Origin of the sequence: Nonomuraea sp. PA05 (assembly GCF_008086045.1) — a bacterium.
GTDB classification, from domain to species: domain Bacteria; phylum Actinomycetota; class Actinomycetes; order Streptosporangiales; family Streptosporangiaceae; genus Nonomuraea; species Nonomuraea monospora.
In genome coordinates, this window is sequence record NZ_VSEY01000005.1 from 70,154 (window position 1) to 96,332 (window position 26,179).

Annotated in this window: 21 protein-coding genes and 3 pseudogenes; 14 read left to right on the forward strand and 10 right to left on the reverse strand. The window is 71.8% G+C overall.

What is annotated here, in order from left to right:
• The first annotated feature begins 344 nt into the window (after window positions 1-344).
• Both FXF51_RS09475 and FXF51_RS09480 read left to right on the forward strand, forming a co-directional pair.
• Entirely contained in the window at window positions 345-1,391 is a 1,047-nt protein-coding gene (locus FXF51_RS09475; RefSeq protein ID WP_148433907.1) for a sulfite oxidase, read from the forward strand.
• A 142-nt stretch (window positions 1,392-1,533) separates the two neighbouring features.
• The gene (locus tag FXF51_RS09480; protein WP_262379378.1) at window positions 1,534-3,270 is read left to right on the forward strand and encodes a wax ester/triacylglycerol synthase domain-containing protein; all 1,737 of its coding nucleotides are present in this window, start codon (window positions 1,534-1,536) and stop codon (window positions 3,268-3,270) included.
• On the opposite strand, the pseudogene FXF51_RS09485 reads toward FXF51_RS09480, so the two are convergent.
• Both FXF51_RS09485 and FXF51_RS63695 read right to left on the reverse strand, forming a co-directional pair.
• Window positions 3,208-3,717: pseudogene (locus FXF51_RS09485) on the reverse strand (TetR/AcrR family transcriptional regulator); the annotation flags it as partial. The gene FXF51_RS09480 and the pseudogene FXF51_RS09485 overlap by 63 nt on opposite strands.
• A pseudogene (locus tag FXF51_RS63695) lies at window positions 3,696-3,746 on the reverse strand (hypothetical protein); the annotation flags it as partial. The pseudogenes FXF51_RS63695 and FXF51_RS09485, both read right to left, overlap by 22 nt.
• Before the next feature lie 222 nt (window positions 3,747-3,968).
• Here FXF51_RS63695 and FXF51_RS09490 point away from each other — a divergent pair.
• A complete protein-coding gene (locus FXF51_RS09490) occupies window positions 3,969-4,733 on the forward strand; it encodes a TetR/AcrR family transcriptional regulator (protein WP_148433909.1) in 765 nt (254 codons plus the stop codon).
• The gene (locus FXF51_RS09495; protein WP_148433910.1) at window positions 4,730-6,247 is read left to right on the forward strand and encodes an MFS transporter; all 1,518 of its coding nucleotides are present in this window, start codon (window positions 4,730-4,732) and stop codon (window positions 6,245-6,247) included. Before FXF51_RS09490 ends, FXF51_RS09495 begins: the two co-directional genes overlap by 4 nt.
• A gap of 362 nt (window positions 6,248-6,609) precedes the next feature.
• Here the strand turns inward: FXF51_RS09495 and FXF51_RS09500 are convergent, their stop codons facing one another.
• Window positions 6,610-7,044 carry a helix-turn-helix domain-containing protein gene (locus FXF51_RS09500; RefSeq protein ID WP_148433911.1) on the reverse strand — a complete coding sequence of 145 codons (435 nt, stop codon included), beginning with the start codon at window positions 7,042-7,044 and terminating at the stop codon, window positions 6,610-6,612.
• A 146-nt stretch (window positions 7,045-7,190) separates the two neighbouring features.
• Between FXF51_RS09500 and FXF51_RS09505 the strand changes: the two are divergent.
• Window positions 7,191-7,529, forward strand: a pseudogene (locus tag FXF51_RS09505) (STAS domain-containing protein); the annotation flags it as partial.
• A 147-nt stretch (window positions 7,530-7,676) separates the two neighbouring features.
• Here the strand turns inward: FXF51_RS09505 and FXF51_RS09510 are convergent.
• Window positions 7,677-8,606 carry an aldo/keto reductase gene (locus FXF51_RS09510; protein ID WP_148433913.1) on the reverse strand — a complete coding sequence of 310 codons (930 nt, stop codon included), beginning with the start codon at window positions 8,604-8,606 and terminating at the stop codon, window positions 7,677-7,679.
• A gap of 36 nt (window positions 8,607-8,642) precedes the next feature.
• Here FXF51_RS09510 and FXF51_RS09515 point away from each other — a divergent pair, with 36 nt between their 5' ends.
• Window positions 8,643-9,596, forward strand: coding sequence for an alpha/beta hydrolase (locus tag FXF51_RS09515; RefSeq protein WP_148433914.1), 954 nt, complete (start codon window positions 8,643-8,645; stop codon window positions 9,594-9,596).
• Window positions 9,597-9,607: 11 nt separating this feature from the next.
• On the opposite strand, the gene FXF51_RS09520 is transcribed toward FXF51_RS09515, so the two are convergent.
• Entirely contained in the window at window positions 9,608-10,537 is a 930-nt protein-coding gene (locus FXF51_RS09520; protein ID WP_262379380.1) for a polyprenyl synthetase family protein, read from the reverse strand.
• Between the two features lie 245 nt (window positions 10,538-10,782).
• Here FXF51_RS09520 and FXF51_RS09525 point away from each other — a divergent pair, with 245 nt between their 5' ends.
• The 7 genes from FXF51_RS09525 to FXF51_RS09555 all read left to right on the forward strand — a co-directional run bounded on the left by FXF51_RS09525 (window position 10,783) and on the right by FXF51_RS09555 (window position 18,386).
• Window positions 10,783-12,087: a cytochrome P450 gene (locus FXF51_RS09525; protein ID WP_187414278.1), complete on the forward strand. Its 1,305-nt coding sequence runs from the start codon at window positions 10,783-10,785 to the stop codon at window positions 12,085-12,087.
• Window positions 12,084-12,932 (forward strand): terpene synthase family protein, encoded by an 849-nt coding sequence (locus tag FXF51_RS09530; protein ID WP_148433916.1) that lies wholly within the window; start codon window positions 12,084-12,086, stop codon window positions 12,930-12,932. Before FXF51_RS09525 ends, FXF51_RS09530 begins: the two co-directional genes overlap by 4 nt.
• A complete protein-coding gene (locus FXF51_RS09535; RefSeq protein ID WP_262379381.1) occupies window positions 12,929-14,467 on the forward strand; it encodes a prenyltransferase/squalene oxidase repeat-containing protein in 1,539 nt (512 codons plus the stop codon). Before FXF51_RS09530 ends, FXF51_RS09535 begins: the two co-directional genes overlap by 4 nt.
• Window positions 14,468-14,625: 158 nt before the next feature.
• The gene (locus FXF51_RS09540) at window positions 14,626-17,028 is read left to right on the forward strand and encodes a nitrate- and nitrite sensing domain-containing protein (protein WP_148433917.1); all 2,403 of its coding nucleotides are present in this window, start codon (window positions 14,626-14,628) and stop codon (window positions 17,026-17,028) included.
• The gene (locus FXF51_RS09545; RefSeq protein ID WP_148433918.1) at window positions 17,025-17,444 is read left to right on the forward strand and encodes a roadblock/LC7 domain-containing protein; all 420 of its coding nucleotides are present in this window, start codon (window positions 17,025-17,027) and stop codon (window positions 17,442-17,444) included. Before FXF51_RS09540 ends, FXF51_RS09545 begins: the two co-directional genes overlap by 4 nt.
• Window positions 17,441-17,818, forward strand: coding sequence for a DUF742 domain-containing protein (locus FXF51_RS09550; protein WP_148433919.1), 378 nt, complete (start codon window positions 17,441-17,443; stop codon window positions 17,816-17,818). Before FXF51_RS09545 ends, FXF51_RS09550 begins: the two co-directional genes overlap by 4 nt.
• Window positions 17,799-18,386, forward strand: a complete 588-nt coding sequence (locus FXF51_RS09555) for a GTP-binding protein (RefSeq protein ID WP_080036634.1) — start codon at window positions 17,799-17,801, stop codon at window positions 18,384-18,386. The genes FXF51_RS09550 and FXF51_RS09555 overlap by 20 nt, the downstream gene beginning before the upstream one ends.
• Before the next feature lie 41 nt (window positions 18,387-18,427).
• Here the strand turns inward: FXF51_RS09555 and FXF51_RS09560 are convergent, their stop codons facing one another.
• Together FXF51_RS09560 and FXF51_RS09565 are read right to left on the reverse strand one after the other, a co-directional pair.
• Window positions 18,428-18,976 carry a histidine phosphatase family protein gene (locus tag FXF51_RS09560; protein ID WP_148433920.1) on the reverse strand — a complete coding sequence of 183 codons (549 nt, stop codon included), beginning with the start codon at window positions 18,974-18,976 and terminating at the stop codon, window positions 18,428-18,430.
• A 140-nt stretch (window positions 18,977-19,116) separates the two neighbouring features.
• Window positions 19,117-19,815 (reverse strand): TioE family transcriptional regulator, encoded by a 699-nt coding sequence (locus FXF51_RS09565; RefSeq protein WP_148434135.1) that lies wholly within the window; start codon window positions 19,813-19,815, stop codon window positions 19,117-19,119.
• Between the two features lie 120 nt (window positions 19,816-19,935).
• Here FXF51_RS09565 and FXF51_RS09570 point away from each other — a divergent pair, with 120 nt between their 5' ends.
• Window positions 19,936-21,180, forward strand: a complete 1,245-nt coding sequence (locus FXF51_RS09570) for an erythromycin esterase family protein (protein ID WP_148433921.1) — start codon at window positions 19,936-19,938, stop codon at window positions 21,178-21,180.
• Here the strand turns inward: FXF51_RS09570 and FXF51_RS09575 are convergent.
• From FXF51_RS09575 to FXF51_RS09585, 3 genes are read right to left on the reverse strand one after another with little or no spacing between them, the layout of a single operon-like run.
• The gene (locus tag FXF51_RS09575; RefSeq protein ID WP_148433922.1) at window positions 21,123-23,024 is read right to left on the reverse strand and encodes a hypothetical protein; all 1,902 of its coding nucleotides are present in this window, start codon (window positions 23,022-23,024) and stop codon (window positions 21,123-21,125) included. The genes FXF51_RS09570 and FXF51_RS09575 overlap by 58 nt on opposite strands.
• Window positions 23,021-25,588: an alpha-mannosidase gene (locus FXF51_RS09580; RefSeq protein WP_148433923.1), complete on the reverse strand. Its 2,568-nt coding sequence runs from the start codon at window positions 25,586-25,588 to the stop codon at window positions 23,021-23,023. The genes FXF51_RS09575 and FXF51_RS09580 overlap by 4 nt, the downstream gene beginning before the upstream one ends.
• Window positions 25,585-26,178, reverse strand: a complete 594-nt coding sequence (locus FXF51_RS09585; protein WP_222871211.1) for an SIS domain-containing protein — start codon at window positions 26,176-26,178, stop codon at window positions 25,585-25,587. The genes FXF51_RS09580 and FXF51_RS09585 overlap by 4 nt, the downstream gene beginning before the upstream one ends.
• Window position 26,179 lies beyond the last annotated feature (1 nt).

The window sequence follows — 26,179 nt, forward strand, 5'->3', positions numbered from 1 at the left end:
CCGCGCCCCCACCGACCCCCCACGCCTGCCCTCCTCCGCCGACGCCCCCACCCCCGCCAGCGCCCTCGACTTCTTACCGCCCCCCCCGCCAGCCCTTCTCACCGCCAGCGCCTTCACCCGCCCTTCCTGCCCTCCAGCGCCCCGGCCTCCGCCTGCTCTCCTCCCTCGCCAGCGCCCCGGCCGGGCGTTGGGGCGGGGCCGGGGCCGGGTAGGGCTATGGGCGAGATGTGTGGAACGTTCCCGTAACGCCACGCCAGATTTTGGGGCAATGGGGAGGCGCACAGTAGGCGCGAGACGATTAAATGGTTTCCAGGTAGGAAATTGGTACTAGGAGGTGACGCTCCATGAAGCAAGCCACCGCAGCGATCGTGAAGCCGCTGCCCGACCACCTGTTCCGGGTGCACGGCAACAGCGCCGAGATGCGCTGGGAAGCCATGGCCGGTCTCGGCTACCACACCCCGAACGACCGCTTCTTCGTCCGCAACCACACCTTCACCCCGCTCATCGACGTCACCACCTGGCGACTGACCGTCCACGGGGACGGGGTGCGATGTCCGCGCGAGTTCAGCTACGAGGAGTTGCGCGCCATGCCGTCGCGCACGTACGACGTGGCAATCGAGTGCGCGGGCAACGGACGGCGCTTCTACCGGACGCAGCAGCACGACGGCGCGCCCGGCACCCAGTGGGCGCTGGGCGCGATCGGGGTGGCGCGGTGGCGCGGGGTGCCGCTCAAGTACCTCCTCGCCCAGGCCGGGGTGCGCCCCGAGGCGGTGGACGTGCTCCCCACCGGCCTCGACGCCCCTTTCGAGGACCATGGCCACGTACGCCGTCCGCTGCCCGCCGGCAAGGCCCTGGACGACGTGCTCGTCGCCTATGAAATGAACGGCGTTCCACTGCCACCCGACCATGGATTTCCGGCACGGCTGGTGGTGCCGGGCTGGGTGGGAATAGCGTCGATCAAATGGCTCGGCGACATAGAAGTCTCAACGAAGCAGCTCTTCACGCCGTGGAACACGGTCTTTTACGCCGACGTCACCACGCAGCCGGTCAAGAGCGCTTTCGAGCTCCCCTGGAATGCCCGCCTGCCCGTCGGCGGCCCGCACATCCTGCGCGGGCGGTCATGGTCGGGGCAGGGCAGGATCGTCCGTGTGGAGGTCAGTCTCGACGGCGGGCTGAGCTGGCGCCCAGCGGAGCACCACGGGAAACACCTGGCCAGAGCCTGGCTGCCGTGGCACGTCGCCTGGGCTCCGCAGCGTACGGGCACCCGCCTGCTCATGGCGCGCGCCACCGACGAGACCGGCGCCACGCAACCGCTCACCACCCCGCGCCACCCCTTCGGATACCACTTCGACGCGGTCGTGCAACACCCCATTCACGTCGTCAATGGATAGGAAATTGTCACCGATCCGGGCTGAGCTGGCGATTCCCTTTATCATCCGTACAACGCACTGGAATTCATCTGAAAGACTCGCGCAGAAACCTTCCGGAAATCCCCTCGTGTGACGCTGTCCGCACCAGGGAGAAGGAGAGCTGATGCTGCGCCAGCTGACCGCACTCGACGCCCAGTTCCTCAATGTCGAAACGCCGACCACCGCCGCGCACGTGGCGGGGCTGGCGATTCTCGACTCGGCGGACGGCGCGGTCACCAGGAGCGCGCTGGCACGGCTCCTCCTCGACCGTGTCCACCTCTCCCCCGCGCTCAGCCTGCGCCTGGCCGAGGTGCCACTCGGCCTCGACCACCCCTACTGGGCCGCCGACCCCGGCTTCGACATCGACAACCACCTCTTCGAGATGACCCTTCCCCTGCCGGGCGACCACTGGCAGCTCGCCGACGCCGTCGCCCAGATCCACGCGCGGCGGCTCGATCGGGCGCATCCGTTGTGGGAGATGCATCTGATCAACGGACTGGGTGATGGGAAGGTGGCCGTCTACACGAAGGTGCATCACGCGGCGATCGACGGGGTCTCGGGCGCGGAGACCCTCGCCACGTTGCTCGATCTGACGCCGGACGGGCATCTGACATCACGGGCATGGGTCCGGCCAACGGTGGCCCCGGCCCTGGCCACAGTCCAGGTTCCGGACCCAGCCGCAGCCCCGACCCCGACCCCTGCACCGAACGCGACCGCAGCGCCAGCGCCGACCGCAGCGCCGACCGCAGTGCCGACCGCAGCGCCAGCCGCAGCGCCGACCGCAGTCCCAGCCGCAGCGCCGACCGCAGTGCCAACCGCAGTGCCAGCCGCAGTGCCAGCCGCAGTGCCAGCCGCAGTCAGCGCCCCTCTCCCCGACCTCGCCCACCCCCGCGACGACACCCCCCCCCTCCTCGAAATGCTGACCGGGGCCGCGCTGCGGACCGCCACTCACCCCGTCCGCGCCGTCCAATCAGCCGTAAGAGCCGCAGGCGACCTGGACGCCATCCCCGTCGTAGGAGCCCTTCCCGGCGCGAAGCTGGTGGCCAAGGCAGCCCGCATGGTGGCCCGCGACCAGCACCACCGCCCCGACCTCCCCGCCCTCGTCGTCCCCCGCACTCCGTTCAACGGCCCCATCAGCGCCCGCCGCCACCTCTCCTTCGGCTCGCTCTCGCTCAAGGACGTGAAGAACGTCGCCAAGGCCAACGGCATGAGCGTGAACGACGTCGTCATGTCCCTGTGCACCTCGGCGATGCGCTCGTGGCTGCGTGAGCGGGACGCGCTGCCCGAGGCCCCGCTGATAGTGGCCGTGCCGGTGGCGGTGCGCAGGGCGAAGGCGAAGGACCTCGTCGGGAACCAGATCTCGGCCATGGTCGCCCCCATGCCCACGAACGTCCCCGACCCGAGAGAACGGCTCCAGGCCGTGGGGACCGCGATGGGGAGGGCGAAGCGGCGTTTCGCGCTGGCGCCGGCGACGTGGCTGCAGGAGTTGTGCTCGCTCCTGCCCGCGCCCGTGACGAGTCTCGCCACCCCGGCGATCTTCCGGTTGGCGGGCATGGCGTGCCCGCCGATCAACCTCATCGTCAGCAACGTGCCCGGCCCGCAGTTCCCGCTGTACATGTGCGGGGGCCGCGTCCTGTCGTACTACCCGATGTCCGTCCTGACCGACATGAGCGGCGGGCTGAACATCACCTGCTTCTCCTACGACGGAATGCTCGACTTCGGCATCGTGGCCTGCCCCGACCGCGTGGACGACGTGTGGGGTCTGCTGGAGCACCTGCGGACGGCGCTCGACGAGTTGCTAGACGAGCGAGTGGGCGATGAGTTCCGCGACGGCGTCGGGGTCGATCTGGTGGCCCGTTAGCTGGCAGAGGTTCTCCTGGTAGATCAGAATGGCGGCGAACGTGGCCGCCGCGACCTCCAGCCGGGCCGCGTCGCCGCGCGCGCCGGGCAGGGCCAGGCCGAGGGCGAATCTGGCGCGTCTGACCAGCTCGCCGTTGAGGCGTCCGAGCCGTTCCTTGACGGAGCCGTGCGTGTCGGCCTCGCGGAACAGGATGCGCCGCATGGCCGGTGAGGCGCGCAGCGGCAGGACGCGCCCCAGCCGGGACAGCGTGCCCGCCGGGTCGCCCGGCACCGCGTCGACCTCCTGTTCGTCCTCCTCGACGTGAATGCGCTCGTTCACCAGAGCGACCAGCACGTCGATCTTGCGGGGGAAGTAGTCGAGAATCAGCTCCTTGGGCACCTTCGCGAACTTCGCGATGACCGCAGTGGGAGTGGCCTCGTATCCGCCACCCGCGAAGAGCTCCTCGGCCGCGTCCAGGATGCGCGTGCGCGCGTCACCGATCACCACAGCTCGAACCATAGTCCCACCTGCGAGTCCATCGCCATCACGGCGAAGCGGGAGGCGTTCGCCGAGCCCTGCTCGGTCATGCTCAGTCTCTCTCCTCATTACCGCCGATGCCGGACGAATCGGGTGAACTCTCCACACCGCGGGCCCCAACAGCCGAGGCACACATGTAGCATGTGAGACATAAATGTCTCAAACGATACGCAGGTGTGTACATGGCCGCGACGCGTGACCACATCATGAAGTTGGCGATCCAGCATCTCAATAAGAGCCCTGCCGCATCCATGGCGCAGCTCGCCGAGGCCGCGGGGGTCAGCAGGGCCACCCTGCACCGCCACTTCAGCAGCCGCGACGACCTGATGCTGGCCCTCGCCCACCGCGCCTACGATCAGTGGGGGGACGTCCAGGTCAGCAGCGGCATGGTGGCGGCGACCGCGTCCGCCAGCCGCGCGGAGCTGGAGCAGGCGATGGACGCGCTGCTGACGGGGCTGATCGAGGTGGCGGACGCCTACGGGTTCGGGTTGACCGACGACCGGCTGGTGACCCATCCCGAGCTGAGACGGCGGGGCGACGAGCTGGAGGAGCGCGAGGTCGCGTTCTACGCCGCCGCCCAGCGCGCCGGCCTGCTGCGGGCCGACCTGCCGGCCCGCTGGATCAGCAACGTCGTCTACGGCCTGCTCGTGGCCGTCCGGGAGAGCCTGCGCCACGGTGACGTCGCCCGCCGCGACGTGCCGCGGCTGCTGATCGGCACGTTCTTGGACGGCGCCGCGCCTCACCACCAGGCGCGGCCCCACCACCAGGCGCGGCCTCAGGAGCAGGCCCTACCCCAGGCGCAGGCCTTGTCTCAGGCGCAGGACATGTCTCAGACGCAGGACATGTCTCAAGCGCAAACCCTGCCTCAGCAGCAGGCGCGGACTCAGCAGCAGGCGCTGTCTCAGCAGGTGCCGTCCCAGGAGCAGGTGCGAGGGGAGGAAGGATGACGCTCACCACGCCGCCGCCCATCTCGTCGAGGAGACGGTGGGCGGGTCTCGCGGTCCTGTCGGCCAGCGTGCTGCTGGTCGTCATGGACATGACCGTGCTGAACGTCGCCCTGCCCGCCATCTCGGCGGACCTGCGTCCCGAGTCGATCGAGCTGCTGTGGATGGTGGACGCGTACGCGCTGGTCCTGTCCGGGTTGCTGGTCACGGTGAGCGCGCTGGGCGATCGGTGGGGCCGCAAGCGGATGCTGATGACGGGGTTCGCGGTGTTCGGGGCGGCGTCGCTGGCCGTGCTGGCCGCCGGCAGCCCGCTGGAGGTGATCGCGGTGCGGGCGCTGCTCGGCGTCGGCGGTGCGATGATCATGCCGTCCACCCTGTCGATGATCCGGAACCTGTTCACCGACCCCCGCGAGCGCGCCAAGGCCCTCGGCTTGTGGTCGGCGATGGCCGCGGTCGGCGCCGCGCTCGGGCCCGTCGTGGCGGGCGTGCTGCTGGAGCACTTCAGCTGGCACGCCGCGTTCCTGGTGAACGTGCCCGTCATGGTCCTGGCGATCGCCTTCGGCCTGTTCCTGCTGCCCGAGACCAGGAACCCGTCGCCCGGCCGCTGGGACGCCCTGGCCACGCTGCTGTCGATGGCGGGCATGGTCGCCCTGGTCTACGCGATCAAGAACTTCGGCAAGTACGGCCTCGCCTCCCCCGGCGCCCTGGTGGCGGCCGTGGTGGCGGTGGTGGCGCTGGGCTGGTTCGCGGTGCGGTGCCTGCGCAGGGCCGATCCGCTGCTGGAGCTCAGGCTGTTCCGCAGCCCGCCCTTCTCGGCCGGGGTGGTGACGGCGCTCATCACGTCCATCGCGATGGCCGCCGTGCTGCTGCTGCTCGCGCAGTGGATGCAGCTCGTGCAGGGGTACGGGCCGCTGGAGACGGGCGTCCGGCTGCTACCCGCCGCACTGGCCGCCGTCGTCGCCTCGCCGCTCGCCCCGTCGCTGGCGGCGCGCGTCGGAGCCCGTACGGTGCTGGCCGGCGGGCTGGCGCTGACAGGGCTGGCGTTCCTGCTGCTGTGCGTGGCGCCGAGCCCGCTGGGGTACTGGCCGGTCGCCGTCGCGCTGACGCTCATCGGCCTGGGGAACGGCTCGCTCGCCATCGCCTCGGCCGCCATCATGTCCGGCTCGCCGGCGGCCAAGTCGGGCAGCGCCGCCGCCATCGAGGAGACCAGCTACGAGCTGGGCGGGGCGCTCGGCGTGGCCGTCCTGGGCAGTGTCGCGGCCGCCGCCTATCGGGGCGAGGTGGCGTATGCGGGGCCAGGGGCGGATGCCGTGCGGGAGTCGCTTGGTGGGGCGCTCGACGTGGCCCGGGAGCTGGGGGCGGCGGGAGGTCGGCTCGCCGAGCAGGCCACTGTGGCGTTCACCGACTCCCTTGTGCTGACCAGCGGGGTGGCAGCTCTGGTGCTGGCGGTGGGGACGGTGGCGGTGTGGTGGCTCACGCCGCGCGACCTCGACGTGTCGTCGGCCGACCACCACTGAGACGGGGTTCTACGGGCGCGGGGGTTGAACGCGGCACGGCATAACGCGGCGGGGCGCCGTACAGGACGTGGCGCCGTGGGGCGCGGGGCGCGGGGCGCGGCACTGCGCGAGGCGCTGCGCGGGGCGCGGCGGCGCGAGGCGAGGCGCGGGGCAGTGCGAGGCGCGGGGCAGTGCGAGGCGCGGGGCAGTGCGAGGCGCGGGGCAGTGCGAGGCGCGGGGCAGTGCGAGGCGCGGGGCAGTGCGAGGCGCGGGGCAGTGCGAGGCGCGGGGCTGCGGGAGGCGCGGGGCGCGAAGCGGGCGTGGGGGGCGGCTGCGTGGGGCAGGCGCGGCGATGGGTGGGGCGCGAGGGGCGGGCGGGTTGGTTACCGGTCGGGGCCCGCGACCTGCTCGGCCACGCGCCCGATCCGCGCCAGCCGCGCCAGCGCCGGCCGCGCCAGCACCTCCCCGATGTCATGCAGGGCGACGATCAACTCCTCCACCCCGTCGAGCGGCATGTCAGGCTCCCTGCTCAGCAGCACCCCGCGATAGTCCTCGGGAGACACCGCCCCACCAGGCAACTCGATGCGATCGTTCTCCACCCGGAACAACACCGGCACAGAGGTGTCGAGCACCAGCGCGAGCGCGGTCAGCTCCGCCGCCGTGAAGGCGCGCTGCCCCCGCTCCGCCTGGTGAACGGCCTGGCGGCTCCACGGCCGGTCCAGGTAGCGCCCCAGCCCTTCGCCCAGCTCCGTCAGCGACATCCGGCGCTCTGCGCGCAGCCGGGCGATCTGCCGCCCGATGGCCTCTTCTACCCGCATGCCCTCACCCCTTCACACCGGTTGTCATTCTGCACCATGACACCGACAGATGACCATTGACAGAATGTCAGCCGCCGCAGTACCGTGTAAATGCACAGAGTTCCCCGTCAATGTAGTCGATGACACGAGCGATGGTGAGGCGCGAAATGCAGGACATCGTCATTGAGGTGGTCGGACCGGTCGGCGACTGCGCCGTGCTCAAGGTCGCCGGCGAGGTCGACGTGTTCACCGCCCCCAAGCTACGCGAACAGATCATCGACCTGGCCGCCAAGGGCACCGTGCACGTGATCGCCGATCTGGGCTCGGTGCAGTTCCTCGACTCGACCGGGCTGGGCGTGCTCGTCGGCGGGCTCAAGCGGCTGCGGACGCAGGACGGGTCGCTCGCGCTCGTCATGACCACGGACCGCATCTCGCGCATCTTCAAGATCACCGGGCTGACCGCCGTGTTCAAGTCCTACGCGTCCGCTCAGGAGGCGATCGCGGCCGACCCGCACTGGACGCAGGCCGTCGAGAGCGAGGCGGGTGGCGTCGCGGAGTGGTGCGCGCGAAACGAGCTGAACAAGCCGTAGCCCCGCGTCCGAGAGCCCTTCGCCACCGTCCGTCCGTGACGGCGACGAAGGGCGTGCCAGGTCTCAGACCTGGGAGGCCTCGTCGAGGACGGCGAGCTCCTCCTCGCTCAGCGTCAGCGCCGCCGCCTCCATCAACGGCCGGAGCTGCTCCAGGTTGCGCGCGCTGGCGATCGGCGCGGTGACGGTGGCCTGGGCGGCCACCCAGGCCAGCGCCACCGAGGCCGGCGCGACCCCCCGTTCCTGCGCCAGGCTGTTCAGGGCGCCCACGGTCCTGGGCCCGTGGGCGGTCTCCAGGTACTCGGCGGCCTTGCCGGCCCGCGGGCTGTCCACGTCCACGCCGGGCGCGTACTTGCCGGTCAGGAACCCGCGTGCCAGCCCGAAGTACGGCACGCTGGACAACCCCTCGCGGGCCACGACGTCCCGCAGCTCCCCCTCGTACCCACGCTCGACCAGGTTGTACGGCTGCTGCAACGCGACATACCGGGCCAGCCCCTCCGCGTCGGAGAGCTTGAGCGCCTCCGCCAGCCGCGGCGCCGAGTAGTTGGACGCGCCGAGGTGGCGCACCTTGCCCTCCTGCACCAGCGCGTCGAAGGCGGCGAGCGACTCCACCAGCGGCGTGTCGTGGTCGTCCACGTGCGCCCAGTAGAGGTCGATGTAGTCCGTACGCAGCCGCCGCAGGGAGTCCTCGACCGCGGTCCTGATCGTCGCAGGCGCGAGCCCCGACAGCCCCTCCAGCATGCCGACCTTGGTCGCCAGCACGATCGAGTCGCGGTTGCGGCGCGCGGCCAGCCACTCGCCGATGATCGTCTCGGACGTGGACTCCCCCGTCGCCCAGTACGGGTACACGTCGGCCGTGTCGAGGAAGTTGCCACCGCCTTCGACGTACGCGTCGAGGATCGCGAACGACGTCTCCTTGTCGGCCGTCCAGCCGAACACGTTGGTGCCGAGCGATATCGGGAACACGGACAGGTCCGTGGTGCCTATTGATCTCATCCCGCTATTATCCGCACATCCAAAAAGGAGACTGCGATGCGGCCCCGGTTACGAGGATGCCTGGTCGGCGCGGTGGTGGCGGCCAGTTTGTGCGCGGCGGCCGTGGTGGTCATGTGGCCCGGCGGGGACGAGGAGCCCGGGCCGCGGCCTGATCCGACACGTACCGAGATCGTCTCCGAACGCCGCCTGGACGAGCGCAGGATGGAGCTGACGATCAGGTCGCGGGCGCTCGACGCCACCACGAAGGTGCGCCTGCTGCTCCCGCGCGGCTGGGAGTCCCGTACGGGCTGGCCGGTGTTGTGGCTGCTGCACGGCGGCCTGGACGACTACACCTCGTGGACCTCGAAGACCGACGTCGAGGCGCTCACCCGCGACACCGGCGTGCTCGTCGTGATGCCGGACGGCGGTAAGTGCGGCAGCTACTCCGACTGGTGGAACGGCGGCGAGGGCGGCCCGCCGCGCTGGGAGACCTATCACCTGAAGGAGTTGCTGCCGCTGCTCGAAGCGCGTTACCGGGCGGGCGCGCGGCAGGCCGTCGCCGGGTACTCGATGGGCGGGCAGGGCGCCATGCTGTACGCGGCCAAGGGACACTTCGAGGCGGCGGCCTCGTTCAGCGGAGCCCTGCACATCCTCGGGCCCGGCGTGCCCCAGGCCGTGATGGCGGGCACGTCGATCGGGTGTTTCGGCACCGACTGGAAGCGGGTGTGGGGGGATCCTGAGGAGCAGCGGGAGGTGTGGCGGGCGCACAACCCCTACGATCTGGCCGGCGAGCTGAAGGGCGTGCGGCTGTACGTGGGCGCCGGGCAGGGTGATCTGGTGGAGGATCTGGCGAACCGGGCGGCCAGGGCGTTCACGGGGCGGCTGGAGGAGCTGGGCATCCCGGTGCGTACGCACTTCCATCAGGGCGGGCACAATCACACGTCCTGGCAGCGGGAGCTGCACCGCGCCTACCCGATGCTGATGTCCGCCATCGGCGCACAACCCGCGTGAGCAGAGGGCCGTCAGTTGACGCGGTCCACCAGGGAGTGGCACAGGGCGCGCAGTTCCACCGCGTCCGGCAGGCACTCGTCCAGCACGCCCAGCGCCGACCTCATGTACCGGTCCGCCAGCACCCGCGCCCGCTCCCGCCCACCGGCCTCCTCCACGAGGTGGGCGGCCTGCCGTACGGACTCCTCGTCCGTCGCCCCGGTGGCGAGGACGGCGGCCAGCTCGCGCGCGGCCGGCCCGCCGGTGGCGAGGGCGGCGAGGACGGGCAGAGTCTTCTTGTCGCGCCGCAGGTCGTTGTAGACGGGTTTGCCGGTCAGCCGCGGATCGCCCCAGATGCCGAGCATGTCGTCCACGATCTGGAAGGCCACCCCGAGGTCGCGCCCCATCCCCCACATGCGGTCGGCCAGCTCGGGCGCGCCGCCCAGGGCCACGCCCGCCGCCGCGGCGGCCCCCAGTAGGCCGCCGGTCTTGCCCGCGGCCATCTCGGCGTACTCGTCGATGGTGACGACGTCGGGGCCGCTCCAGGGGCGGTTCTCGAAGGCCATGTCGGCGGTCTGGCCCTGGACGAGCTCGATCAGGGCCGCCGACAGGTACGGCATCGCCTCGGGCCGCCCGGCGAGCTGGCCGACGGCCAGGGCCAGGAGCGCGTCGCCGGTGAGTAGCGCGGGGCCGACGCCGTACGCCTTCCAGAGGGCGGCGCGGTGCCTGCGCAGCTCGTCGCGGTCGATGATGTCGTCGTGCGTCAGAGAGAAGGCGTGCACCAGCTCCACGGCCACGGCGCCGGGCAGCGCGTCCTCGGCCGTGCCGCCCGCGGCCTCGGCGCTGAGCATGGCGATCGCCGGACGCACGCTCTTGCCGCCGTCGGCGCCGCCGCGCGGGCCGCCGTCGGTGTCGGACCAGCCCAGCACGTACGCGGCCATCTGCCTGCCCGAGGGATGCAGCACCGAAACGGCCTCGCGCAGGGCCGGCTCGAGGAGGCCGCGACAGCGGGCCACAGTGGTCCCGCCCGTCGGATGACTGAGATTCAACTGGTGCTCCTACCCGGGGTACGATCTTGAATCTACATGCACAAGCATGTGATACTCCACTCAACGGTTGACATATGTCAGGAAATGTCCGTGATTTGAGACGGGCACCGTACGCGATGGAGGAATCACCCGTGGCGACCGCCACCGCCCCCGACCGAACCATGCCTTTCCTCCGTAAGCTCACGAGACACGCCCGTGTCCCCATCAACGCCTTCGAGGAGGCGGGCACGCAGGCCGACGGCCGGCTCGTCCGGCTCGCGATGGGGCCGTTCCGCCCATACCTGGTGACGCATCCGGACCACGTCCAGCACGTGCTCGTGGCCAACCAGCGCAACTACGTGCGCGAGGGGATGTTCTGGGACCCTCTGGCGCCGCTGCTCGGCGAGGGCATCCTGTCCGACGGCGAGAGCTGGTCGGAGAGCCGGCGGATCCTGCAGCCGCTGTTCACGGCCAAGTACGTCAACGCTCTCGCCGAGCGCATGGCCGAGATCATCGATGAGCTGATCGAGGAGACCGTCGTCCCCGGACAGCCGTTCGACGTGGCGAGGGGCGTCTCCGCGATCGTGCACCCGACGATCGTGCGCCTGTTCTTCGGCGCCAAGATCTCGGTCGCCGACATCAACCGGCTGGTGCCCGCCTATGACGTGGCCGTCACCGCCAAGGCCATCCGGCTGGTGATGCCGTTCGTGCCCGACCGCTTCCCCCTGCCGGGAGACCAGCCGTTCAAGCACGCGATCGAAACCATCGACGACGTGGTCTACCCGCGGATCAAGCAGGCCAGGGCGCAACGGCAGGTGGGCGACGACGTCGTCTCGCGGCTGTGCCGGGCCCGCGAGGACGACTTCACCGCCGAGGGCGACCGCCGGATCAGGGACGACCTGGTCGCCATGCACGGAGCCTCCACCGAGACCTCGGCGACCGCGCTGACATGGGCCTGGCCGGTGCTGCAGGCGTACCCGGAGGTCGCGGCCAAGGTGCAGGAGGAGATCGACCGCGTGGTGGGCGACGACCGCGTCAGCACCGCGCACCTGCCCGGCCTGCTCTACCTGCGGCAGTTCGTCAATGAGCTGCTGCGGCTCTATCCACCGGGCTGGATCCTGCCGCGGATGGCGGTCGAGACCGACGTCGTGGACGGCGTCACGATCGAGGCCGGCTCCACCGTGCTGCTCAGCCCCTACCTGACGCACCGGCTGCCGCGCTTCTGGGACCGGCCGCTGACATTCGACCCGGAGCGGTTCGCCCCTGTGGGCGAGAGCAGGCGGCACCGCTACGCGTACTGGCCGTTCGGCGCGGGCCCGCACGTGTGTCTAGGGCAGCACCTGTTCATGATGGAGGCGCCGCTGCTGATCGCGGGCATCCTGCGAAGGTACCGGCCGGTCGTGCACCATGACGGCCCCGTCCTGCCGCGGCTGGCCTCCTCGTTGCGGCCCGCGGCGGGGCTGCGCATGACGCTGGTCCCGCGGTGAACCGTACATTCGAGACCGGCCGCACGTGCGCGGTGGCCGTCGTCGGTGGCCGCGACCTCGCCAGGGTCGCCGCCCGGTACGGCGAGCTCTTTCCGCAGAAGTCGTTCGACGCCGGGCTCTACAGCTCGCTCGCGCTGGCGGGCGCGTTCGGCTCGCCGTGGGCGACCGCCGTGGAGCTGCGCGCGATCAACCGGGCCTCCCTGCTGGTGTTCGCGGTGGACCGGCTGATCGACGAGGAGGCGATCTCCCGGGAACAGGTTGCCGCCCTCGTCGCCGACTGCCTGGCCGCCGCGGGCGGGCAGGCGCCCGCGTCCCCCGCCGCAGCCTTCCTGGCCGATCTGCGAGGCGAGCTGGCCGCCGGTCCCGAGCTGCTCACGAGCTGGCGTGACCAGCTCGGGCACATGCTGGCGGCGATGACTCGCGAATGGGACTGGGCCCGTTCCGGCCCTCCACCCGGCCCGGAGGAGTACGTGGCCAACGCCGACAGCACCGGCGCCTACTTCATCGCCCTGACGCACTGGATCCACACCGGCCAGGCCCGCGGTCCGCGCGACCTGGAGCGGCTACGGCCGGCGGGCGAGGCGGTCCAGCGTTACCTCCGCCTGCTCAACGACGTGGCGACGCGGCGCAGGGAGGCCCGCTCAGGCGACCTCAACGCCTTCACTCTGGGACTGAGCCTCGGCGAGGTGAACGAGCGCATGACCGCGCTGACCGCACGGGCCACGGAGCTCATCGGGCCGCTGCGCGAGGAACATCCGCGGGCGGCCGCGTACCTGGACTGGCAGCTCCACTTCAGCGCCGGCTTCTACGGCCTGTCCGACTTCTGGGCCGAGGCCGCGTCGTGATCGACGTCCCCGTCCAGGCCAGGGCCCTGGTCTCCGAGCTCATGGCCAAGCCCTGGGGCAACGTGTCCCCGTCCGTCTACGAAACCGGCCGCATGGTCACGATCGCGCCCTGGCTGGCCGGTCAGCGGGAGCGGGTGGCCTACCTGCTGGCCGGGCAGCACGGCGACGGCTCCTGGGGCGCGCCCGATGGGTATGGTCTGGTGCCCACCCTGAGCGCCACCGAGGGGCTGCTGTCCGCGGCGGCTCGCGGGGACGCCGATCCCGCCTCCGTCATGCCGACCGCGCGGGCCGGGCTCGACGCGCTGCGCCGGATGCTCGCCGGACCGGGCGACCTGCCCGACACGCCGGCGATCGAGCTGATCGTGCCGCATCTCGTCGCGCTCATCGACGCGCATCGCTCCGCCGCGCCGCTGCCCCTGCCGCCCGGCATGGACGGCGAGCGGCTGGGCAAGGTCAGGCGGCTGCTGGCGGCGGGCGTCGAGCCGCCGCAGAAGGTGCTGCACGTGCTGGAGGTGGCGGGCGCCGACGCGGTACGAGCCGCCGGGACCGTGCAAGCGGAAACCGTACGGGCAGGTGCTGTGCGGCCCACGTCGATCGGCACGATCGGCGCCTCCCCCGCGGCCACCGCCGCCTGGCTGGACGCGCTGCCGCCCGACCCGGCCGACTCGGCACGGCGCCATCTGGAGGCGGTGGCCGGAAGGTACGGCGGGCCGGTGCCCGTCGGCCTGCCGATCACCGTCTTCGAGCGCGGCTGGGTGCTGAGCTGGCTGGCCAGAGCCGACGTTCCGGTGGAGGTGCCGCCGGAGATGCTGGCGGACCTGCGGGCCGCGATCGGTCCCGACGGAACCGCGGCCGGGGCCGGGCTGCCCCCTGACGCCGACACCACCAGCGTGGCGCTCTACGCGCTGGCGCTGCTCGGCATGCCATGCAAGCCAGAGTCGCTGAAGACGTTCGACACCGGGGAGCACTTCTGCACCTGGCAGGGCGAGGACGGCTATTCGGTGAGCGTCAACGCCCACGTTCTTGACTCGTTCGGTCAGTACGTACGGGCCAGGCCGACGGCAGCGGACACGTACCGGCCGATGATGGCGCGGGTGGCCCGGTGGCTGGGCGGGCAGCAGGGCAGGGACGGGAGCTGGAGCGACCGGTGGCATGCCTCACCGTTCTACGCCACGCTGGCCTGCGTGCTCGCCCTGGGCGAGTTCGGCGGGCCGCAGTACGCCGGCGCGATCCGCGCTGCCAGGGAGTGGGTGCTGGGGGCCCAGCGGGAGGACGGGTCGTGGGGCCGGTGGGCGGGCGGTCCGGAGGAGACCGCGTACGCGGTGCAGGCCCTACTGCTCGGCGGCTTGGAGCCGGACGAGAGGTGCGTGCGAGCCGCCGAGCGGGGATGCGGGTTCCTCATGCGCGTGTTCGCTTTATCGGATTACCCACCCATGTGGCATGACAAGGACCTTTACACGCCGAACGCAATTGTGCGAGCGGCCATCCTGGCAGCCCTCCATGTGACGCAACCCTACCTCCAAAGGGGAATTTAGGAGGAAAAAACAGGACATAGCGACCTAACTGCACTCTTTCGTGTTGAGGGAGGAATGTCGCGTTGCTAGGGTGAGCCAAGTGTCAGATTCGTCGGGTGTCCATTACTTTCTCTTGACAAGGCACGCCGACCAGGTCGTTTTCTCCATTGGTGGGCTCGATGCGCTTCCGTAATGCCAGTGTCCGGGCCAAGGTCACGGCGCTGATCGTGTCGCTCACACTGCTGTGGGCCTTCGCCGCCTGGGTGACGCTGCGAGAAGGCGTCAACCTCCTGTGGGCCGCGACGGTCAACAGCGGCGTGATCGACCCGAGCGAGCCGCTGCTGGTAGAGCTGCAGCAGGAGCGCCGGTTGACCGCCGCCCACCTCGGCGCGGGACGCCGCCAGGCGGACAAGTCCCTGCGCGACCAGCGCGCCAGGACCGACGCCATCCGCGCCGAGTTCGAGACCTCCGCGTCGGGCACCGTGGTGCAGTTCGCCATGGACGACTCGCTCAGCCGGCGCCAGCGGGAGGTCATGGGTCAGCTCGACCGGCTGACGGCCCTCAGGAAGTCGATCGACTCGGGCAAGGCCGACTTCGCGCAGGCCGCGGCCGAGTACAACACGGTCATCGACTCCTTCTACCGCATGTACGACTCGGTGGCCGAGTTCGACGACAAGGAGGCCGCCAAGGACGGCCGCACCCTGTCGGAGATGCACCACGTGCGCGAGATCTTCGCCCGCGAGGACGCCCTCTTGGCCGGCGTCTTCGCCAAGGGCGGCTTCACCCAGGCGGAGCACACCGAGTTCGTCGAGACCGTCGGCGTCTTCCGCTACTCGTTCAACGAGGCGCTGCAGAAACTCCGCGACGAGGACAGGGCCGCCTTCGACGCCTGGCTCAAGACCGCGCCCGTCACCCGGGTGCAGGCCATGGAGAACCAGCTCGTCCAGCACGAAGCCACGCTCGAACCGCTGCCCGTGAACAGCGAGGAGTGGCGCAGGTCGGCGGGCTCCATGCTCGACGGCATGCAGACGGTGACGCTCGCCGCCGGTGACCGGCTGCTGGAGCGGATCACGCCGATCGCCGTCGGCGTCGTCGTCCGGCTCGTCCTCGCGGGCGGTCTGGGCCTGCTCGCTGTCATCGCATCCATCGTGCTGTCGATCACCACGACCAGGCAACTCCTCGCCCAGCTCAGGAAGCTGCGCGACGCCGCCCACGAGCTGTCCGACGAGCGCCTGCCCGGCATCGTCGACCGCATCGGCCACGGCGAGGAGGTGGACGTCGCCAAGGAGGCCCCCGCGCTCGACTTCGGCGACGACGAGATCGGCCAGGTCGGCCAGGCGTTCAACACCGTGCAGCGCACCGCCATCGCCGTCGCCGCCGAGCAGGCCGAGCTGCGCCGCAGCATCCGCGACATCCTGCTCAGCCTCGCGCGCAGGACGCAGGGCCTGGTGCACCGCCAGCTCACCGTGCTCGACGTGATGGAGCGCCGCGAGACCGACCCCGAGGAGCTGAAGGAGCTCTTCCGCCTCGACCACCTCGCCATCCGCATGCGCCGCAACGCGGAGAACCTGATCGTCCTGTCCGGCTCGTCGCCCGCCCGTACGTGGCGGCGTTCTGTGCCGATGGTGGACGTGGTGCGCGGCGCGCTGGCCGAGGTCGAGGACTACACCCGCGTCTCACTCATGCCGATGGGCGACGTGGTGCTCGTCGGCCGGGCCGTCGGTGACGTCATCCACCTGCTCGCCGAGCTGATCGAGAACGCCGTGTCGTTCTCGCCGCCGTACACCAACGTGCAGGTCAGCGGCCAGCTCGTGGCCAACGGGTACGTGATCGAGATCGAGGACAGGGGCCTGGGCATGAAGCCCGAGGACCTGGACTCGGCCAACGAGCGCATCGCGGACCCGCCCGAGTTCCGCATCACCGGCACCGCCCGGCTGGGCCTCTACGTGGTCAGCCAGCTCGCCAAGCGCCACGAGATCCAGGTGGTGCTCAAGGCGTCCCCGTACGGCGGCACGACGGTCGTGGTGCTGCTGCCGCAGGAGCTCGTCCAGCTCGACCCCACGCCGGAGCCGCGCGGCACCGGCGAGCGGGAGCGGCTGCCGCGCAGGCAGCCCGCCGTCGCCACGGCCACCCGGCCCGCCACGGCGGAGAACGTGCGCACGCTGCCGTCGCGCCCCACCGTCCCGGCCCCCACGCCCGCCCCCGACCCCCTGCCCACCCGATCGCCCCGGCCGGAGACCGCCCCCGGGCCCGGCCGACCGGCGCGGCCGGAAGCCGCGCCCCGGCCCATCCGGCCGGAACCCGTGCCCGCCCCGGAACCACAAGCCGAAACGCCAGCCGAACCGGAGCAGGAGTCTGTGACCGAGTTCACACCAGGGGGGCTCCCCCTTCGGGTGCCCCAGGCCAACCTGGCGCCAGCGCTGCGGGACGACACGCCCACGCAGCCCGACTTTGAGGAGGACGATGACGAGCGCTCGCCGGAGGAGATCCGCGCGATGATGGGATCTCTGCAGTCAGGCACCCGTCGCGGCCGCTCCCAGGCGGCCAAGATGCTGGACGACCAGCAAGGAGGTGACGCATGACCCCCACCTCGGGCACCGACCTCAACTGGCTGATGGACGACCTGGTCAACCGGGTCAAGGAGGCCGAGCACGCGATCGTGCTGTCTTCCGACGGGCTGCTCATGGCCTCGTCCGCCGCGCTGCAGCGCACCGACGGCGAGCACCTGTCCGCCGTGGCCTCCGGGCTGCAGAGCCTGGCCAAGGGCGTCTCCGACCACATCGCCGGTGGTGCGGTGCGGCAGACGGTCGTGGAGTGGAAGAACCAGTTCCTCATCGTCACCGCGGCCGGCGAGCGAGCCTGCCTGGCCGTGCTGTGCGCGCAGAACGCCGACATCGGGCTGGTCGCGTACGAGATGGCGATGATGGTGGCGCGGGTCGGCCAGTACCTCACGTCCGGCGCGCGCGGCGCCCAGGCCGTCGCCGGGAGCGACCGGTGAGAGGCGCGGACGAGCCCACGGACGAACACTGGGTGGATCCGGAGATCATCCGGCCCTATGTCGTGACCCGTGGCCGTACCCAGCCTGCCCACGGCAGGTTCGACCTGATCTCCATGGCGCTGGCGATCGGCCCGCCGCCAGGGCCCGACGCCGGGCTGGACCCGGAGCACCTGCGCATACTCCAGCTCTGCCGCGAACCCAAGTCCGTAGCCGAGATAGCCGCATACCTGGACCTTCCGGCCGGCACCATCCGCGTGCTGCTCGGCGACCTGTTCGACCGCGAACTCGTCTCTGCCCAGGAACCAACATCCGAGGTGGACATGCACGACATGAAGCTCTACAGGGCGGTGCTCGATGGTCTTCGCTCGCTCTGAGCGTCCGCGCCTGCCGACCGCGATCAAGATCCTGGTCGCCGGCGGGTTCGGCGCGGGCAAGACGACGATGGTCGGCGCCGTCTCCGAGACCCGGCCGCTGCGCACCGAGGAGGTGCTCACCGACCGCGGCATCGGCGTCGACGACCTCACCTCCGTCGAGGCCAAGCGCACCACCACCGTGGCGATGGACTTCGGCCGCATCACCCTCGGCAACGACTACGTCCTGTACCTGTTCGGCACGCCGGGGCAGGAGCGCTTCTGGTTCGTGTGGGACGAGCTGGCGGAGGGCTCCCTGGGCGCCGTCATCCTCGCCGACACGCGGCGCCTGGCCGACTGCTTCCCCTCGGTCGACTACTTCGAGCGGCGCGGCACGCCGTTCGTGGTGGCGGTCAACTGCTTCGAAGGGGCGCCCACGTTCGAGCTGGACGAGGTGCGGCTGGCGCTGCAGCTCAACCCGTCCATCCCGATCATCATGTGCGACGCGCGCAAGCGCGACTCCAGCCGGGAGGTGCTGATCACGCTCGTCAAGCACTCGGCCCGGCTGCGCGCCGAACCGGTCGGCAGCTGACGCCCCCCGGGCGAGAGGGCCGCCCGGCCCTCTCGCGCTGATCAGAACCCGTCCGGCACCGTGTAGTGCCACCCCGGCTGCCAGGCGAACCGCCCCTCCCCCAGCAGCGCCTCCAGCGAAGCCCCGTCGAGCAGGCAGTCCAGCGCCCACCGGTTCGCGGAGTGGGCGATCACCAGCACCCGGGCGCCGTCCCAGCCCTTCACGAGGTCGTGCAGGAACGCCCGCGTGGCCGCCATCACCTGGCTGTAGCTCTGCCCGCCGGGGAACGGCTCGTCGATGTGCCTGGCGCGCCGCTCGGCGATCAGCGCGGCCGGGCTGCCGTTGAGGTCGCCGTAGTCGCACTCCCGCAGCCGCCGGTCCTGGAGGATCGGCGGGTAGCCGTCGGGGAAGGCGATCCTGGCCGTACGCACGGCGCGGTGCAGGTCGGACACGAACACCGCGGCCAGCCCGTCCGCCCGGCGGCGCTCGCCGAGTTCGAGCGCCTGGCGGTGGCCGGCGGCCGACAGCTCGCCGGGGAGCCAGCCGGTGGAGATTCCGTCCTCGTTGTCGGTGGTGGTGGCGTGCGTCTCGTAGATGAGCTCCACGGCCATGGCGGGCCTCCCTGTGGCTCGGTCCTGCACGGCGGGGGGCGGCGGCCCGCCCGGCTGATCTCCATACTGACCGCCGGACGCCCGGCAGGACAGGGATCGGCGACATCGTGGCGACGGCGTCCGGCAGAGCACGCCGGGGCTCACTCCGTCCAGTCGAGGTAGGCGTCCAGCGCCGCCGCGCCCCGCAGCATCGCCCGCCCCCTGGCCGACAGCCGGGCCTGCCAGTCGCGCAGCGCGCTCTCCAGCGGCGCCAGCCCGCCCGCCGTGCGGACCTGCCGGATCAGCGGCGCGATCTGCTCCAGCAGGTAGCCGCCCCGCCGGAGCTGGTGGGCGAGCTGCGCGTCCCGGACGTCGGCGGCGCTGTAGACGCGGTAGCCGGTGGCCGGGTCGCGGCGCGGCTCGACCAGCCCGGCCTGCTCCCACTTGCGCAACGTCGCAGGGCGGATCCCCAGCTTCCTGGCCAGCGGGCCGATGAAGGTGACGCCGGGCTCCGGCGAGCGCGGCGGCACCAGGGTGCGCAGTGCCTGCTCGACCGCCCGGAGGGTGCCGCGGTCGTCGAGGAGCTGGGCGTGGCTCTCGTCGATGAGCCGCAGCGCCTCCTCGGTGGCGCCCTCGTTCGCGGCCCGCATGATGGACGTCGCCGTCGCGTGCCCGTGCCCCGGCACCAGGGCGAGGAACGCGCGCAGCGCCTGGGCGTGGCGGCCCGTGTAGGTGCGGTAGCCGTGCTCGGTGCGCGCGGCGGACGGCAGGATGCCTGCGTCCTCGTAGTTGCGGACCGCCTGGGTGGACAGGCCGTGCTCGCGCGCCAGGTCCACCGGCCGCAGCCGCCCTCGGGGCATGACGTACCTCACCAGGTTGAGGGTCCGGCGGGGGTGGTGCGACGGATCCACGGTCAAAGTCTCAACAGGAGCTTCAACGATACCGTGGAAGGTACGTCTCCGGCAGAACAGGACCGTGTCATGCATGCTGCCCCGTCGGTCGCCGACGCCGCCCGGGATCTCGACGTCGAGGGCGTCGCCGCCGTCACCCGGTTCGTCCGTTCGCTGCCCGCCCGTCCCCGGCTGCTGGGGCTGGGCGAGGCGATGCACGACGAGCGGCCGGTCCACGAGCTGCGCAACGAGATCTTCAGGGAGCTGGTCGAGCGGGAGGGTTTCCGCGCGTTCGCCATCGAGAGCGACTGCGTGGCGGGCCTGCTCGTGGACGAGTACGTCCGGACGGGCGAGGGCTCGCTGGACGAGGTCATGCGGGCCGGGTTCAGCCACGGCTTCTGGGACCGGGAGGCGACCCGCGACCTCCTCCGGTGGATGCGCGCGTACAACGAGGGCCGTCCCGGCGGGGAGCGGCTGCGTTTCTTCGGCTTCGACGCGCCCTTGGAGATGATGAGCGCGGCCAGCCCTCGTCACACGCTCGTCGGGCTGTACGACTACCTGTCGGCGGCCGGCGTCCCTCTCCCCTGCTCCCGCGACACCCTGGAGCGCCTGCTCGGGCCCGACGAGCGGTGGACGGACCAGGCCGCCGCCATGGACCCGTCCCGGTCGGTGGGGAACTCCCCCGACGTCGCCGAGCTGCGGCTGCTCGCCGACGACCTCGTGCCGCTGCTCACCACGCACGCGCCGCACCTGATCCCCGCGACCTCAGGCACGGACCGGGAGCGGGCGGAGTGGGAGCGGGCGCACCTGTACGCGCGCACCGCCACGGGGCTGCTGCGCTACCACGCGGGCATGGCAGACCCGTCGCCGCAGCGCGTCGCGCGGCTGCTGGGCCTGCGCGACGCGATGATGGCCGACAACCTGGAGGCCGTCGCCCGGCACGGGCCCGCGCTGGTCTTCGCCCACAACCGGCACCTGCAGCGGGAGATCAGCCGGTGGCGGCTCGCGGACCTGGACCTGGAGTGGTGGAGCGCGGGAGCCATCATCGCCGCCCGCCTGGGCACCGGGTACGCCTTCCTGGCCTCAGGGCTCGGCGCCGTCCGCCACCAGGGGCTCGGGGACCCGGACCCCGGGACGGTGGAAGGGGTGCTGGCCGCCCTCCCCGGGCAGCGGTACCTGGTCGACTCCCGGATGCTGGCGTCGGCCCTGGAGGGGGCCAAGCTCACCCAGCGGACAGACACAGCGGACAACTACGGATATTTCCCGCTTGATCCGGATCAGCTCGGCGCGACCGACGGGATCATCTTCGTCAAAGACGTGGCAGGAGGACCCTGACCCCTGAGCACCTGCTCGCACGCCAGCAGCAGCACCCCCGCGCTCCAGGCGTGCGACAGCGTCAGGTACATGCCCTTCGGCTGGAAGCAGTCCGTCTGGTAGTAACGCTCGGTGATCATGCCCCGGTAGGCGTTGAGGTCGCCGTCGGCCGCGGGGAGGAGCTGGCGGAAGCAGTCCAGCGTCTCGTACGCCCGTTCCGCGTAGTACGGGTCGCCCAGCGCCTCCGACAGCTCCACCAGCTCGGCCGTGCACACCAGCCCGTACGCGTGCAGGTGCTGATTCGACGGCGAGGCCTGGTCGGCGCCCCGGGTGGCGAAGCCGTAGCGGCCGAGCGGGGTGCGGGGGCCGAAGCGCACGTTGTAGGTGTAGCGGAAGGTGAGCGTCCAGTCGGCGGCGCGGCGGGCCAGGTCGAGCCAGCGGGCCGCGCCCGTGCGGCGGTGCAGCGCCATGTACGCCATCACCGCCGCGTACCCGTCCTCCGAGGTGGGGGCCAGGTCCACGTCCTCGGGCGCGCCGTAGACGAACTCGTCATCCACGAACGAGGCGTAGTACTCCCCCGCCCGCTCGGCCGCCCGCAGGTGGTCAGGGTCGCCGGACTCGGCGAGCGCGGCCACCCAGGTCAGGCCGGACGCGCCGGACCAGGACAGGACCTCGCCGGTGGCCGCGTGGTGCAGCGTGCCGAGGTTGCCGTCGGCGCGCTGGCGGGCGGCCATGACCCGCAGGTTGGAGCGGGCGGCCGCCTCCCAGGCCGGGTCGTGGCGCAGGCGCAGCGCGCGCAGCAGGAAGAGGGTGGCCTCCCCGAGCGTGCGCGCGTGCAGGGCGTCCTTGACGTGGCTCCAGCTCTGCGACCAGCCCGACTTCCGGTACCAGGTGCCCCAGAACGTCCCCGACGGCGACAGGTTCGCGCAGATGAAGCCGATGACCCGTTCAGCGGCGGCGACGTGCTCGGGCCGTCCCCTCCGCAGCCCGTGCTCCAGGAGCGCCGCCGCCCACGGGATCCCGCTCACCCAGCCGACGTGCATGGCCTGCCGGTCCACCCGCTCGCCGTCGGTCCCACTCACCTCCCTGTCGAACCCGACCGTCTCCAGCAGCACACCGGGGTCGGGGTCGTAGTGCCAGCGGTACAGGCCCTCGGCCGCGATGTCGGCGGCCTGCGCCACGTCCTCCCACGGCTCGACGGGGGCGGCGGGCAGGCGCAGGTCGCGGTCCTCACGCAGGAGCGGCGCGTACGCGTGCCGGTCCGCGGGCAGCGCGCTGGTCGCGAGCGTGAGGACATGTGTCTCGCCCGGCTGCCACACGTGCGTGGCGGCGCGGGCGGGCAGTGCCAGCGCGGAGCCGTAGTAGGTGACGGGGAACTCGCGGTACGGGAACAGCAGCGCGATCGTGGCCCGTCCCGTCTCGTGCTCGATGGCCAGGCCGGTGGGCCCGAGCGGCGAGTGCTCGTCCGCGATCAGCGCCGTGCCGCCTGTGTCGCCCCAGACGAGGACGGCGGGGGTGGCGGCGCGGTCGGCGCGGAAGCCCCAGCGGGCCGAGACCATCTCCTCGGGGCGGTCGGCGCCCGGCTCGAAGCGGGGGAAGACGCGCTGGCAGGCCTCCGGGCGGTTCTCGCCGTAGAAGAGGCCGGGGATGAGCCACCACGGGTCGCCGACGGCCGTCACCGACCTGCTCACGCGGACGGTCGCGGCGGCCGGTTCCGCGCCGTCGTACCGGATGGTGAGGGTCAGCTCGCGGCGGCCCGTGGGGCGCCGCTCGCCCCACGCCCACCCGACGCTGAAAGCGTCCAGGGGCTCCACCAGTACCTCGCCGCCGTCAGGATCCGGGACGACGAAGGCGCCCGTGGTCACCAGGCCTCCACGGTGCAGGCGCCCTTGCGCACCCCCAGCTCGACCAGGTCCGTCTCCACCGCGGAGAGCGGGTCGTCCAGCGGGATCCGGAACGTGCGGATCTGGCACGGCCCGAAGTCGGCGATCACCCTGACCCCGGCCATCGGAATGTTCAGCACCGCCACCCCGGCCTGCCCGGTCGTCTCGACCGCCCGCACGACGAGGTCGCGCGGCGCGTCCTCGTGCAGCTTGACCGCCGTGACCATGACCTGCGCGCCGCCGTCGTCCAGGTAGCCGCGCGCGCTGGGCAGCGGGCCGTCGTGGAAGCTCTCCAGCATCGCCCGCACCGGCGAGCCGAGCAGCGCGGCCCGCCGGGTGAGCCCGGCGGTCCGCCAGTCGCCGCCGTGCGGCACCAGCAGGTACGAGAACCGCTGCGTCCCCTGGTCCTGGAAGGAGTAGTAGCCGTCGGGGTCGAGCAGCCGGGGGTCGTGCCAGGAGTAGACCGGGCTGCGCACGGCGGTGATGCCGATGCTGTGGCTGCGCCCGGGGCTCGGCGGGGAGACGTCGTAGCCGTGCTTGGCGTTGTTCACCACGGCCAGGCCGGCGCGGGCGCCGCCCACGGAGCCCGACAGGTCCACCCACGACTGGGCGGGCTCCTCGGCTCCGTCGATGGGCCTGTTCAGGTGGCCGAACGGGATCTCGTAGGTGGCCACGGGGCTCTCCAGACCGACGGGGAAACGCAGCTTCATCAGGTGCGCCTGCTCCCGCCAGTCGAGGGTGACCCGCACCTCGACGGCGTCGTCGCCGCCCGCGCCCAGGATGAACTCCTCCGCCATCGTGGAGCTGCCCCACTCGCGCTCGACGCGCAGGCGGGCCCGCAGCGGGCCGTGCTCGCGCAGCACGATGCCGGTGGTGACCATCTCCTCGCCCGGCCAGTCGTAGGAGACGACCCGGTGGCCCCAGGTGTCGGTGGGGTCCTCGCAGACCTGGGTGTGCGGGCCGGACGCGCCGGCCAGCAGGTCGACGCCGGTGCGCTTGTCGAGCAGGCGGGACAGCCAGCCGGTGACGGGGTCGAGCTCCAGCCGCAGGACGTCGTTCTCCAGCTGGTGCGCGGACGCGAGGAGGGTGCCGCCCGGGTGCGCGCCCGGCCCCTGCCGCAGCCGGTAGAGACGGTAGCCGAGCGCGGGCAGCTCCGCCTGGAACACGGTGGCGCCGCGTCCCTTGTCGTCGGTGGTGGCGACCGACTGGGTGCGCTGGCAGGGCACGTCGGCGCCGTCCGCGTCCACGACGTGCACGCCGTTGGGAGCCAGGCCGTACTGCATCTCGACCCGGGTGGTGACCGGCCACGGGTGCGGGTTGAACACGACGACCGGCTGCGTGCCGCTCTCCTCCGGCACCGCGATGTCGCGGGCGATCACGTTGTGCGCCCTGGTGATGATCCGCTTGGAGATCGCGACGGCCTCGCCGAGCTGGTCGCGGGCGTCGTCGTAGGCGGGCTCGATGGCCGAGCCGGGCAGCACGTCGTGGAACTGGTTGAACAGCACCTGCTTCCAGGCCCGCTCCAGGTCGGCGCGGGCGTCGTGACCGGCGACGGCGGCCCACCGCTCGGCCGACAGCACCGCCGCCTGCGCCCTGCGCTGCCAGGCCTTGATGCCGGAGTGCGCGGAGTAGCAGCCGGCCGCGTGGTGCTGCAGGTCGTCGCGCCACACGGGCAGCTCCGCGAGGCCCTGCTCGCCCAGCCGCTTGGCCATCTCGTCGAAGTAGCGGCGCGGGGACGACATCGTCAGCTCCCCGAACGTGCCCATCCGGTCGTAGCGGTGGATGGACTCGATGTTGGCCCTGGTGGGGCCGCCGCCGTGGTTGCCCACCCCGTAGAAGATCATCAGGTCGCCGAGCGAGCGGTCGAGCTGGCCGAGCGCCTTCTCCGTCTGGCCCGCGACCTCGCCGGGCGGGCTGCAGTACTCGAACGGGATGCGGTAGGCCAGCACCCGGCTGCCGTCCGGCGACTCCCACCAGAACATGGTGCCCGGCAGCTCGCTCTCGTGCGGGCCCGGGCGCAGGAAGCAGTAGGAGTCCATGCCCTGCCCGCGCAGGATGGCGGGGAGCATCGCGTTGTGGCCGAACGGGTCCACGTTCATCCCGACCGACGCCGTGACGCCGAACTTCTCCTTCAGGTAGCGCTGCCCGTACAGGCCCTGGCGGACGAACGACTCGCCCGACGGCATGTTGCAGTCGGGCTCCACCCACCAGCCGCCCGCCATCACCCAGCGGCCCTCGGCCACCTTCTCCTGGATCCTGGCGAACAGCTCCGGGTCCGACTCCTCCACCCACGACAGCAGCACGACCTGGTCGCAGGTGAAGACGAAGTCGGGGTACTCGTCCATGCGGTGGATCGCCGACCAGAACGTGGCCCGCGCCTCCTGGTAGCCCTCCTGCCACGGCCACAGCCACACCGGGTCGAGGTGCGCGTTCCCGATCATGTGCAGGGTGCGGGCCGGGGACGCCGCGGGCCTGGGGGCCCTGGCGAGGTCGCGCGGCTGGCTGCCGGAGGGCGCGTTCGACATGGGGGCCGCGCGCCTCGTCATGCGGCCGCCCACGCGTCGACCTTCTCGCTGATCATGTGCAGCATCAGTGTGTGGATCTCCTGGATGCGCGGTGTCTCTGAACTGGGGGCGAGGAGGAGGTGATCGGCGTACTTGACCGCGGCGCCGCCGTCGCCACCGCCGAACAGCAACGTCACCGCGCCGTTGGACTGTGCGGCCTCGAGCGCGCTGACCACGTTGGGCGAGTTGCCGCTGGTGGTGAACGCCGCCACGACGTCGCCCGGACGGGCAAGCGCCCGGACCTGACGGGCGAAGACGTCATCATAGGCGTAGTCGTTGGCTATGCACGTCATAACGGTCGCATCCGTGGTGAGCGTGACCGTGGGGAGCGGGCGGCGGTCGCGCTTGTAGTGGCCGATCAGCTCGCCGGTGAGGTGCTGGGCGTCGGCCGCGCTGCCGCCGTTGCCCATCGTGTAGAGGGTGCCGCCGCGGGTGAAGGTCTCGATGAGCAGGTCGGCGGCGGCCTCCACGGCGGGCAGGAGCGCCGCCATGCCGCGGGCGGCGGCCAGGTGGCCGGCCACGTGTTCGGCGAGGACGTCGGGGATCGGGGGCATCGGGGGAAGATCAGGCATG

Coding starts and splice junctions, on each gene's coding strand:
- FXF51_RS09475 (WP_148433907.1), top strand. CDS start 345: ATGAAGCAAGCCACCGCAGCGATCGTGAAGCCGCTGCCCGACCACCTG.
- FXF51_RS09480 (WP_262379378.1), top strand. CDS start 1,534: ATGCTGCGCCAGCTGACCGCACTCGACGCCCAGTTCCTCAATGTCGAA.
- FXF51_RS09490 (WP_148433909.1), top strand. CDS start 3,969: ATGGCCGCGACGCGTGACCACATCATGAAGTTGGCGATCCAGCATCTC.
- FXF51_RS09495 (WP_148433910.1), top strand. CDS start 4,730: ATGACGCTCACCACGCCGCCGCCCATCTCGTCGAGGAGACGGTGGGCG.
- FXF51_RS09500 (WP_148433911.1), bottom strand. CDS start 7,044: ATGCGGGTAGAAGAGGCCATCGGGCGGCAGATCGCCCGGCTGCGCGCA.
- FXF51_RS09510 (WP_148433913.1), bottom strand. CDS start 8,606: ATGAGATCAATAGGCACCACGGACCTGTCCGTGTTCCCGATATCGCTC.
- FXF51_RS09515 (WP_148433914.1), top strand. CDS start 8,643: ATGCGGCCCCGGTTACGAGGATGCCTGGTCGGCGCGGTGGTGGCGGCC.
- FXF51_RS09525 (WP_187414278.1), top strand. CDS start 10,783: ATGCCTTTCCTCCGTAAGCTCACGAGACACGCCCGTGTCCCCATCAAC.
- FXF51_RS09540 (WP_148433917.1), top strand. CDS start 14,626: ATGCGCTTCCGTAATGCCAGTGTCCGGGCCAAGGTCACGGCGCTGATC.
- FXF51_RS09545 (WP_148433918.1), top strand. CDS start 17,025: ATGACCCCCACCTCGGGCACCGACCTCAACTGGCTGATGGACGACCTG.
- FXF51_RS09555 (WP_080036634.1), top strand. CDS start 17,799: ATGGTCTTCGCTCGCTCTGAGCGTCCGCGCCTGCCGACCGCGATCAAG.
- FXF51_RS09560 (WP_148433920.1), bottom strand. CDS start 18,976: ATGGCCGTGGAGCTCATCTACGAGACGCACGCCACCACCACCGACAAC.
- FXF51_RS09565 (WP_148434135.1), bottom strand. CDS start 19,815: ATGCCCCGAGGGCGGCTGCGGCCGGTGGACCTGGCGCGCGAGCACGGC.
- FXF51_RS09570 (WP_148433921.1), top strand. CDS start 19,936: ATGCATGCTGCCCCGTCGGTCGCCGACGCCGCCCGGGATCTCGACGTC.
- FXF51_RS09580 (WP_148433923.1), bottom strand. CDS start 25,588: ATGACGAGGCGCGCGGCCCCCATGTCGAACGCGCCCTCCGGCAGCCAG.
- FXF51_RS09585 (WP_222871211.1), bottom strand. CDS start 26,178: ATGCCTGATCTTCCCCCGATGCCCCCGATCCCCGACGTCCTCGCCGAA.